Genomic DNA, 10,169 nt, shown 5'->3' with positions numbered 1-10,169 from the left:
ACGTGCTGCGATGTGAGAAGAATATCGACCCACCAGACTTTTCGAAATAGAACCGATTGAAAACCATCATTGCAAAAATGCAAACTCAACCCGCGTTTCCGCGCGTGGTTTAAGAACTTTTAATACGGCGACAAGGACAGCGCGCATGGGGTTTCGGTAACGTCCTCGCCAGGGTTTGGGACGCACTGTCAGCCCTTCACATACACACGGCAAACGGAGAAAAACGTGAATATCGAAACTGCGATGGACGGGGCCAAGGTTTCCCGACGCAAGATGCTGACCGCGACGGTCGGCGTGGCCGGCGCGGTTGCCGCTGCAGCCAGCGCGCCGGTTAGCGCGGCAGCCGCCTCGGCCGGCGGCAAGGGTGCGTCGAACGAGCACGGCGCCAACGGACACGGCCACGACGAAAGCTTCGTGCGCGCCAAAGACGGCACGCTGATCTATTACAAGGATTGGGGTCCGAAGGACGCGCAACCGATCATGTTCCATCACGGCTGGCCGCTTTCGTCGGACGACTGGGATACGCAGATGCTGTTTTTCCTGTCGAAGGGCTACCGCGTGGTCGCTCACGATCGTCGCGGTCACGGTCGTTCGGCGCAGGTGTCCAACGGTCACGACATGGATCACTACGCATCGGACGCTTTCGCCGTGGTCGAAGCGCTCGATCTGCGCAACGTGGTGCACATCGGTCACTCGACCGGTGGCGGTGAAGTCGCGCGTTATGTCGCGAAGTTCGGTCAGCCGTCGGGACGCGTCGCGAAGGCCGTGCTCGTCAGCGCGGTGCCGCCGTTGATGGTGAAGACCGAGAGCAATCCGGAAGGTCTGCCGATCGACGTGTTCGACGGCTTCCGCAAAGCGCTGGCCGAAAACCGCGCGCAGTTCTTCCTCGATGTGCCGACCGGCCCGTTCTATGGCTTCAACCGTGCGGGCGCGAAGGTCTATCCGGGCGTGATCCAGAACTGGTGGCGTCAGGGCATGATGGGCAGTGCAAAGGCGCACTACGAAGGCATCAAGGCATTCTCCGAAACCGACCAGACGGGCGACCTGAAGGCGATCACGGTGCCGACCCTCGTGCTGCACGGCGAAGACGACCAGATCGTGCCGATCGCCGACGCGGCGCTGAAATCCATCAAGCTGCTGAAGAACGGCACGCTGAAGACGTACCCCGGCTTTCCGCACGGCATGCTGACGGTGAATGCCGACACGATCAACGCCGATCTGCTGGCGTTCGTGCAGAAGTAAATCGGCATGAAGCTGCGGCGAGCCTCCTCATCATGAGGCGGCCCGCCGCGCCTCGCGGCGCAGCCTCAAGCCACGAAAAAAACGCCCGCTGTTCTCGCGAACAGCGGGCGTTTTCCTGTGCGGCGAACGCGGACTATGCCAGTGCCTTCAAAGCGTGATGCCGCGAACGGGCTGTTCGCGGCGTGAGAGTCATACGGTCGTGAGACGCAGACGCGCGGATCAGTTCAGGCGGTGGACAGGACGTGCGCCACGTTATCCACCGATGCGCGTCTGCGCCGGCTGTGCGCGATGCTTAGACAGCGGCATCAGCCAGATCGAAGCGGTCCAGGTTCATCACCTTGGTCCAGGCCGCGACGAAGTCCTTGACGAACTTCTCGCGGGCGTCGGCGCTCGCGTAGACTTCCGCGAGCGCGCGCAGCACGGCGTTCGAACCGAACACCAGATCGGCGCGCGTGGCGTTGTACTTCACCTCCCCGCTCTTGCGGTCGCGCCCTTCGAAGCGTTCCGACGACGTATCGACCGCTTTCCAGGCCGTCCCCATGTCGAGCAGGTTGACGAAGAAGTCGTTGCTCAGCACGCCCGGCTTGTCGGTCAGCACGCCGTTGTTGCTGCCGTCGGCGTTCGCACCGAGCACGCGCAGGCCGCCGATCAGCACGGTCAGCTCCGGCGCGGTCAGCGTGAGTTGCTGCGCCTTGTCGATCAGCAGCGTTTCGGTCGACGGGCCATCCTGCACGCGGCGATAGTTGCGGAAACCATCGGCCTGCGGTTCGAGCACGTTGACCGATTCCACATCGGTCTGATCCTGGCGCGCATCCACACGGCCCGCGACGAACGGCACGCTCACCTTGACGCCTGCCGCTTCGGCCGCCTGCTCGACGCCGACCACGCCGGCCAGCACGATCACATCGGCGAGCGAGGCCTTGCCCGACGCTTGCTGGATCGCCTGCAGCTTCGGCAGCACGGCGACCGCGGCCTTGTTCACGTCCCAGTCCTTCTGCGGCGCGAGCGCGATGCGCGCGCCGTTGGCGCCGCCGCGCTTGTCGCCGCCACGGAACGTCGATGCCGACGCCCACGCGACCGACACGAGTTCGCTCACCGACAAACCCGATTCCGCGATCTTCGTCTTCAGATCGGCGATATCGGCCGCGCTCGGGTGATGCACCGGCGCGGGCAGCGGGTCTTGCCAGAGCAGATCCTGCGCGGGCACTTCGGGGCCGAGATAACGCGCCTTCGGGCCCATGTCGCGGTGCGTGAGCTTGTACCAGGCGCGCGCGAACGCTTCGCTGAACGCCTGCGGATCGTTGAGGAAGCGGCGCGAAATCTTCTCGAACTCGGGATCGAAACGCAGCGTCAGGTCGGTGACCAGCATGGTCGGCTTGCGCTTCTTCGACGGATCGAACGGATCGGGAATGATCTCCGGCGCGTCCTTCGCTTCGAACTGGATCGCGCCAGCGGGGCTGCGCGTCTGCACCCATTCGTACTTGAACAGGTTCTCGAAGAAGTGGTTGCTCCACTGCGTGGGCGTCTGCGTCCAGATCACTTCGAGACCCGACGAAATCGCGTCGGCACCCGAACCCGAGCCGTAGGCGCTGTGCCAGCCCAGACCTTGCGCCTCGAGCGCAGCGGCCTCAGGAACCTCGCCGACGTTCTCCGCCGAGCCTGCGCCGTGCGTCTTGCCGAGCGTGTGGCCGCCAGCGATCAGCGCGACGATTTCCTCATCGTCCATCGCCATGTTGCCGAACGTTGCGCGAATCGCGGGCGCCGCCGATGCCGGGTCGCCGCTGGCGTTCGGGCCTTCGGGGTTCACGTAGATCAGGCCCATTTCGGTGGCCGAGAGCGGGTTCTTCGCAAGCGTTTCCGGATCGCGGTGCGCGAGCCACGCCTTCTCGTTGCCCCAGTTCACGTCCATGTCCGGTTCCCACACGTCTTCGCGGCCCGCCCCGAAACCGAAGGTGCGGAAACCCGCATTCTCCAGCGCGACATTGCCGGCGAGCACGATCAGGTCGGCCCACGAAATCTTCTGACCGTACTTCTGCTTGACCGGCCACAGCAGACGGCGCGCCTTGTCGAGGCTGACGTTGTCCGGCCAGGAATTGAGCGGCGCGAAGCGCTGCTGGCCACGGCCCGCACCGCCACGGCCGTCGACCATGCGGTAGGTGCCGGCGCTATGCCACGCCATGCGGATGAAGAAACCGGCGTAACTGCCCCAGTCAGCGGGCCACCATTCCTGCGAGTCGGTCAGCACGTTGCGCAGGTCGGCCTTGAGCGCGCTGTAATCGAGCTTCCTGAACTCAGCGCGGTAGTCGAACTGCTCGCCGAGCGGATTCGAGCGGCTCGAATGCTGATTCAGCAGATCGACGCGCAACTGGTTCGGCCACCAGTCGCGGCTCGCCGTACCGCCGCCGGCGGTCGGCGTGGCGGCAGCATGGAACGGGCACTTGGATTCTTCGGGCGTGGGGGTATCGATGGGTGTGCTCATGGTCACTCTGGTTGCGTGGGGAAAACAGCTCAATATAGCCGTTCGTCGCCGCACGAGTCGCTAAGAGGGCCGACCCGCATTGGCAATCGAAAAAATGGGGGCGTCGGGTAACCCGGCACGCAAATCGGAGTATTTTTTCGGCGCCTTTCGCCGCTTTTGTCGCGGCGTGACACCACTCGCTGAGCACCAGGCAGCCCGTTCGACGCCGGCTCAGATCGAGCAATACGGCGAGACGTTGCGTCTCAGGAGACTTTGTCTCGCGGATCGTCGATGATCTGCCGCGCGACTTCGTAACGAACGCCCTGGCGGTCGAGAATGCGTACGTTGTTCACCACGGTGGCCAATGCAGTCAGGAAAGTGTCCGCGCCCTCGTGACGCTCGTAGGCTGCCTGGTCGGCCCACCCTTCCACGAGATGGAACAGGTTGGGATCGGTCAGGTCCGCAGCAAACGCGTAGTAAATGCACCCTTGCATCTGCCGCGCGGCCGTCATTTCGGGAATGACCGCATCGACGAAAATCTGACGATCTTCGGGGTGAACGCGATAGTAAGCCGTGACGACAATGGCGGTCGGCAAATTCTTGTCGTGATCCGCCGCGGATTGGCCATGATCGGGAAATTGCGCGCTGTAAGCGCTGGCGTTTGCGATCGTGTTCATTGCTTCCTCGGTTTGTTCAGTTGCCGCGGTACGCGACCGCGAAATGGCGTGCTTCCTCGACGAAACGCGATAGTTTTACATTCACGCTTCGTTAAACTCGATAACTTTCAGTTGATGTCCAGATTAACGGACGAGCGAACCTTGATTCTTTGAATTCTGCTTAATCTTTCTGAAATTGATTCCAGTCGTTACGTATCGGGTAACGAGAAACGCGGCGCTTATGACGACTGCGTGCCATGCAAGCCCTCGGGCAATGAATCTGCTTCCTGCTTGAGATATGGCGATTTTCTCGCCTGGCCAACGGGGGAATTCTCTCGTCGGTCAGGCAGCGGTATTAGTTCGCGCCATACGCATTAATTGCCGAAATAGACGTTACAGAAGCTGGCCGGTCCGACACATTCCAGCGGGCCAGGCTTCTTCGGTGCGACTCGCGTACCAGCGGCCGAAGTCCCCATCGGCGCGCCGCCCACGGCATCGTTCGCCTTGGCGTTCTGCGGCTGATGTGCTGCAACCTTTGCTTCGGCAGCCTGAATCTCGGCGGGGTAGTTGGCGTCATCGCCACCCGCCGGACTGTAGCCAGCCTGCTCGACACGAACCAGATCGGCGCGAACGTCTGCGCGGGTGAGGCCTTGTGCCGAACTGACCGTTGCGTAGCCAGCTGCGGCGGCGACAAGCAAGGAAAGAGCAATCGAACGACCGGTTTTCATTTTCAACTCCAGATTAAATAAAAGTACTTGAATTACGGGCTTTTTAGCTTTCGCCATCGACTTCGATCGCTACGACGACGAGAAGAATTCAAACAGGCGTGCATTCATTCTGTTTCTCCTCTTTCTGACCTCCGGCGAAGTGTTGCGGAGCCGATGGAAAGGAGAATAGCGATCGGGTTTAATTTGCGAAATAGAATCGTTTGAAACCTATCTTTGCACAAATGCAATGACATAGACCGAATGATCCGGCGCGTCGCCTGGGATTCAGTTCGGCTTACGCGATTGCCATATCAACAAGGCATCGCGCAGATCGCAAATAGGTATTTTTCGTATGGCTTTGCGCTCCCTAGACTCGGGGTCATCCAGTCACATCAACGATGGGTGAACGACATGAGCAAGGGAAGTCACGCGCCGACCGCACCGCGCCGGACCGACCGCCGGGTTCCGGCGGCACTCGAGAAGATTCGCCAGTTCACGCCGAACTGGTTCGCCGTCACCATGGGAACAGGGGTTGTCTATCTCGTCCTCAATGCCCTGCCCGGTGCGTCGCCCGCGAAAACGGCGCTCGCCGAATGGCTCTGGCGCATCGACATCGGCCTGTATGCGCTGTTCTTCGCCCTGTTTGCAAGCCGGTTTGTTTTGTTTAGCGAAACGATCAAGCCATTGCTTCATCATCCGCTGCAATCCCTGTTTCTGGGCGCGCTGCCGATGGGTCTCGCGCCGATCATCAACGGCATCGTCGTGTTCGCCGGTCCCCGTTATGGCCACGGCGCGTATTCCGCCGCGCTCGGCTTGTGGGGCTTCGATGCGATGCTCTCGCTCGTCGTCGCGATCGGCGTGCCGTATCTGATCTTTACGGCCCAGGATCACAGCATGGAGAAACTGACCGCGGCGCTCCTGCTGCCGGTCGTCGCGCCTGAAGTCGCCGCCGCGAGCGCCGCCTTGCTTGCCCCGCATCTCGACGCGCCGACCGCGCAGTTCGTGGTGGGCGCCGGTTACGTACTGTGGGCGATTTCGGTGCCGCTCGCGTTCTCGATCCTCACGATCGTGCTGCTGCGTCTCATCGTCCACAAGCTGCCGCATCGCGAACTCGGTGTCACCAGCTGGCTTACGCTCGGCCCCATTGGAACGGGCGCGCTCGGCCTGCTCACGCTCGGCGATGCCGCCGTCAAAGCATTCGCGTGTACCGCGCTGCAACCGGTTGCCGCCGTGGCACAGAGTTTCGGCGTGCTGGGCGCGCTGCTGCTTTGGGGCGCCGGACTCTGGTGGCTCGCCTGCGCCGTGCTCTTCATGTGGCGTTATCGCCGCGAGGGCCTGCCGTTCAATCTCGGCTGGTGGGGCTTCACGTTTCCGATCGGCGTGTACACGCTCGCCACGTTCAACCTTGCCCGCGTAACCGGCTTTCACGGCTTCACGGACGCTGGTCTGGTGCTCGCCGTCGCGCTCGACGTGCTCTGGCTCATCGTGCTGGGCCGCACGATTCGCGGCCTCCTCTTCGAGCGGCTCGTTCACGCGCCTTGCCTTGCCACCAGCCGTTCGTCGGCGACTTGACCCTGCCCACGTGCGCGAGATTCTCGGCATAGCGGGAAGCTAAGGTGTGTCGCTCTCGGGCGACGGCGAGCTTGCTGAATTTTGGGCGGACTGCGGTCCGCCTTTTTGCGTTCTGAAATCGTGCATCGTTCGTGCCGCACGAATTTTGAATCGCGATCGTAAAGTTGCCGCGAAGGAATAAACACTCACGACGCGTGTTCGCCTTTACACCATGCACATAGCTCGCCAGCGCAAAAAGGCGCTCACACATGACACACCATGAAAACCGTTCTTGTAGTCGAACCGGATCCCGCCATTTCAGAACATGTCGCGCAATCGCTCACTGAGGCGGGCCTGAGTGTCGACATTGAAACGACTGGCCGGCATGCCATCGGCAAGCTGGTGAACAGCGGCTATCACATGGCGGTCCTGAATCTCCGGCTTCCCGATCTCGATGTCTATTCGATCGTCGCTTCGATTCGAGGTCTGGGTGTCACCATTCCGATGATCGTCCTCGACGCCGTCGGCAACGTCGAACGTTGCATCAAGGTATTGCGTTCGGGAGCCGACGATTATCTGACGCTCCCGCTGGACTGGGATGAGTTTTCCGCACGCGCGATGGCCATCCTGCGACTCCAGGCGCGGCGCAGTCTGTCCTCCGACGCTTCGGTCAACACCGTGCTTCAAGGCAACGGCATCGTGCTCGACCGCGTCCAGCGCACCGTATCGGTCGAGGGCGACGTCGTGCGCTTGCGTCCCACCGAATTCCGGCTGCTCGAATTCATGATGCTCAATCCGGGACGCGTCATTACCCGCGCCGAGATTCTCGAAGTCGTCTGGCATCGGCGATTCGATCCCGGCACCAACATCATCGACGTGAATGTCGGTAATTTGCGCTCCAAAATTGGCAGGCCGTCGATATCGAAAATGATTCGGACGGTACGTGGCGCGGGGTATCTGTTCCGTTCCGACAATGCCGATCGAGCAGCTTCCGAATACGTTCTTTGATCCCGAATACGAACCTGGCCGAGCAGTGAGAAACCGATGCCTTCTATCTATCCAGCCTACGCACCCACAGACCGCACTTTCAGTTTTCAGGCAGCCCTTCTCGCTGGCCTGCTTTCCATCGTCGTCAACACGACGCTATTGATAGTCGCGGATCGCTTCCATATCGTGACGGCACGCGGAGGACTCCTGACACTTCTGCTCGATTTAATCGGCGCGCCGCTGCCGTCATGGCTTGCGTCCTGGGTTACGTCCTGGCCGTTCCGGCAGCTCTTTCACGTCGCGGTTGGCGTTGCCATGATCGTCATCTATGCAGCAACACTGGCACGCTTGTATGCACCGGTGATTGCAAAGGGTCTCTTTTCGGCAGCGCTCGTCTGGCTTGTGAATGCCGCTGTCATTCTGCCCGCAATCGGCCAGGGGTTCGCGGGGGCGAAGATGCTTAGTCCGTTGGGCATGACACTCTTCGGCGCCGCGCATACGCTTTTCTTTCTCATGGGTGCCGTTCTGTACGAGCGTTGGCGGTGACCCGTGAGCACATTTTGTGCATCCGCACCGATCCGTCTCGCGAGGCCAATTCACGCACGTTGCGTTATCGGTTCATCGACTGACTTTCTGGACTGTATGAACTTCACACACCTACTCGCGTTCTACGAGGTCGCGCGCGCGGGCAGCGTCAGCGCTGGCGCCGAGCGCCTTCACGTGAGCCAACCGGCCGTGACCCGGGAGATTCGCGAACTGGAAGCGCGAATGGGCCTTCCTCTTTTCGACCGTCTGCCACGTGGCGTCGCGCTGACCGAAGCGGGCAAGACACTGTTCGAATACGCCGAGCGTATTTTCTCACTCGCGGATAGTGCCGAAAATCAGTTGAAGGAACTCGCGGGACTCGGCGCCGGACGCGTGAAGATTGGCACGAGCGCGACGCTCGGCGTGTACTTCGTGCCCGAAGTGATCGCGCGATTCAATGCGAACTACCCACGCGTGGCGATTGACCTCACGGTCACCAACACGGAACGCGTCGAATCCGGACTGGCCGATCTCACCTTCACGCTAGGCTTCGTCGAAGGCCCATTCGACGACACCGTCCTGCACGCGCGTCATATCGGCTCCGATGAAGTCGCCGTGGTTGCTGCGGCGGGTCATCCGCTCGCGGGCAAGCATCTGCGAGCCGACGAGCTTGTCGATCACGTGGTCATCATGCGCGAGCCCGGATCGGGCACGCGCGCGATCGTTGAACAGACCTATGCGCAAGCGGGCATGCGGATTACGCCGCTGATGTCCGTCAGCGACACGGAGGCGATCAAGCGCATGTTGCTCGCCCAGAATGCGCTCGCGTATGTGTCGCTGCTGAGCGTGCGCGAAGAAGTGCGGCGCGGCGAGCTGACGATCATCGAAGTCGACGATCTTCGCATCGAGCGCCCCTTGCACATGGTCTGGAACACGGGGCGGTCGCTCTCGCCGAGCAGTCAGGCGCTGTTCGATCTCGTCGTCGCCACGACGCATCCGCCGGCCATCCGAAATCGGCGCAGGCCAGTCAAGTCTTAGGCCATCGCCACGCCGGATCGGAAAGATGTTCGGCGAAGTAATCGGACAGCGCCGACACCTTCGCGGGCCGCGCGCGCGCCGATGGCGTGACGAAGTAAAGCCCGCCCTTCGTCAGCGACCAGTCGGTGAGGATCGCTTCGAGGCGGCCATCGGCCAGATATTCGCCTGCGATGAATTCGGGCAGTTCCGCAATCGCGAGGCCATCGAGCAGCGTGGGCAACAGCGCATCGGAATTCGTCACGCGCAGCGGGCCGGTCGGCATGACCGGCTCCTCTTCGCCCGCGTCGTTCGTGAAGCGCCAGACATCGCTACGCGCGCGATAGGCGTACGAGAGGCACGGACGATCGACCAGTTCACGCGGATGCGCGGGCCGCCCTTCGCGCTTCAGATAGTCGGGCGACGCCACCACGAACTGCGTGACCGCACACAGCCGCCGCGCGACCAGCGACGAATCGGGCAACGCGGCGATGCGCAGCGCGGCATCGAAGCCATCGGCGACCAGATCGACCGACGCATCCGAGAGATGCAGGTCGATCGACACTTCTGGATACGCGCGAAAGAAACCCGGCAGCAGCGGCGCGACCCAGCGTAGCCCGAACGACATCGGCACCGCGAGGCGCACGAGCCCGCGCGGCTGCACTGACATTTCGCGCGCCGCGCTTTCCGCCTCCTCGGCCTGCCGATAGATCTCGCCCGCCTTCTCGCAGATCGTGCGGCCGAACTCGGTCAGCGCCAGTTGCCGCGACGTGCGGTTAAAGAGCCGCGCGCCCAGCCGGTCCTCCAGACGGGCCACGCCGCGCGAGACCGTGGCCACCGACACGCCCATCGCGCGCGCCGCCGCCGCGAACGAGCCTTCCTCGGCGACCTTCGCGAACATCGCCAGTCCTTCGAAATCAGGCAGCTTCGCCATTTCCCCTCATCTTTGCATTTGTGCAACGTTAGATTGCAATCAATTCTATTTCGAAAAGGCCGGCCCGTCGATATTCTTCTCACATCGCAGCACGC

General features: G+C 62.0%; 9 protein-coding genes. 5 read left to right on the top strand and 4 right to left on the bottom strand.

The features are described from left to right. Positions 1 to 273 precede the first annotated feature (273 nt). Positions 274 to 1,242, top strand: a complete 969-nt coding sequence (locus U4Y88_RS37475) for an alpha/beta fold hydrolase (RefSeq protein ID WP_415774563.1) — start codon at positions 274 to 276, stop codon at positions 1,240 to 1,242. Positions 1,243 to 1,534: 292 nt separating this feature from the next. Here the strand turns inward: U4Y88_RS37475 and katG are convergent, their stop codons facing one another. The 3 genes from katG to U4Y88_RS37460 all read right to left on the bottom strand — a co-directional run bounded on the left by katG (position 1,535) and on the right by U4Y88_RS37460 (position 5,084). Continuing rightward, positions 1,535 to 3,721, bottom strand: a complete 2,187-nt coding sequence (katG, locus tag U4Y88_RS37470; protein WP_321790103.1) for a catalase/peroxidase HPI — start codon at positions 3,719 to 3,721, stop codon at positions 1,535 to 1,537. Positions 3,722 to 3,963: 242 nt separating this feature from the next. Beyond that, complete coding sequence (locus U4Y88_RS37465; protein ID WP_321790101.1) at positions 3,964 to 4,377, bottom strand: antibiotic biosynthesis monooxygenase family protein; 414 nt, start codon at positions 4,375 to 4,377, stop codon at positions 3,964 to 3,966. Between the two features lie 353 nt (positions 4,378 to 4,730). After that, the gene (locus U4Y88_RS37460; protein ID WP_415774562.1) at positions 4,731 to 5,084 is read right to left on the bottom strand and encodes a DUF4148 domain-containing protein; all 354 of its coding nucleotides are present in this window, start codon (positions 5,082 to 5,084) and stop codon (positions 4,731 to 4,733) included. Between the two features lie 390 nt (positions 5,085 to 5,474). Between U4Y88_RS37460 and U4Y88_RS37455 the strand changes: the two genes are divergently transcribed. The 4 genes from U4Y88_RS37455 to U4Y88_RS37440 all read left to right on the top strand — a co-directional run bounded on the left by U4Y88_RS37455 (position 5,475) and on the right by U4Y88_RS37440 (position 9,164). Continuing rightward, positions 5,475 to 6,635, top strand: a complete 1,161-nt coding sequence (locus U4Y88_RS37455; RefSeq protein WP_415774561.1) for a TDT family transporter — start codon at positions 5,475 to 5,477, stop codon at positions 6,633 to 6,635. A gap of 258 nt (positions 6,636 to 6,893) precedes the next feature. Further along, complete coding sequence (locus U4Y88_RS37450; protein WP_321790095.1) at positions 6,894 to 7,622, top strand: response regulator transcription factor; 729 nt, start codon at positions 6,894 to 6,896, stop codon at positions 7,620 to 7,622. 36 nt (positions 7,623 to 7,658) lie between these two features. Next, a complete protein-coding gene (locus U4Y88_RS37445) occupies positions 7,659 to 8,147 on the top strand; it encodes a hypothetical protein (protein WP_321790093.1) in 489 nt (162 codons plus the stop codon). 96 nt (positions 8,148 to 8,243) lie between these two features. Then, complete coding sequence (locus U4Y88_RS37440) at positions 8,244 to 9,164, top strand: LysR family transcriptional regulator (protein WP_321790090.1); 921 nt, start codon at positions 8,244 to 8,246, stop codon at positions 9,162 to 9,164. Here U4Y88_RS37440 and U4Y88_RS37435 read toward each other — a convergent pair. After that, a complete protein-coding gene (locus tag U4Y88_RS37435) occupies positions 9,154 to 10,074 on the bottom strand; it encodes a LysR family transcriptional regulator (RefSeq protein WP_321790089.1) in 921 nt (306 codons plus the stop codon). The two genes, U4Y88_RS37440 and U4Y88_RS37435, sit on opposite strands and share 11 nt — an antisense overlap. Positions 10,075 to 10,169: the final 95 nt, after the last annotated feature.

This window comes from Paraburkholderia sp. J94 (assembly GCF_905220285.1).
GTDB lineage: Bacteria > Pseudomonadota > Gammaproteobacteria > Burkholderiales > Burkholderiaceae > Paraburkholderia > Paraburkholderia tropica_A.
Note: the sequence above shows the minus strand (reverse complement) of the source record. Positions and strands in the feature narration are given on the sequence as shown.

Coding starts and splice junctions, on each gene's coding strand:
- U4Y88_RS37475 (WP_415774563.1), top strand. CDS start 274: ATGCTGACCGCGACGGTCGGCGTGGCCGGCGCGGTTGCCGCTGCAGCC.
- katG (WP_321790103.1), bottom strand. CDS start 3,721: ATGAGCACACCCATCGATACCCCCACGCCCGAAGAATCCAAGTGCCCG.
- U4Y88_RS37465 (WP_321790101.1), bottom strand. CDS start 4,377: ATGAACACGATCGCAAACGCCAGCGCTTACAGCGCGCAATTTCCCGAT.
- U4Y88_RS37460 (WP_415774562.1), bottom strand. CDS start 5,084: ATGAAAACCGGTCGTTCGATTGCTCTTTCCTTGCTTGTCGCCGCCGCA.
- U4Y88_RS37455 (WP_415774561.1), top strand. CDS start 5,475: ATGAGCAAGGGAAGTCACGCGCCGACCGCACCGCGCCGGACCGACCGC.
- U4Y88_RS37450 (WP_321790095.1), top strand. CDS start 6,894: ATGAAAACCGTTCTTGTAGTCGAACCGGATCCCGCCATTTCAGAACAT.
- U4Y88_RS37445 (WP_321790093.1), top strand. CDS start 7,659: ATGCCTTCTATCTATCCAGCCTACGCACCCACAGACCGCACTTTCAGT.
- U4Y88_RS37440 (WP_321790090.1), top strand. CDS start 8,244: ATGAACTTCACACACCTACTCGCGTTCTACGAGGTCGCGCGCGCGGGC.
- U4Y88_RS37435 (WP_321790089.1), bottom strand. CDS start 10,074: ATGGCGAAGCTGCCTGATTTCGAAGGACTGGCGATGTTCGCGAAGGTC.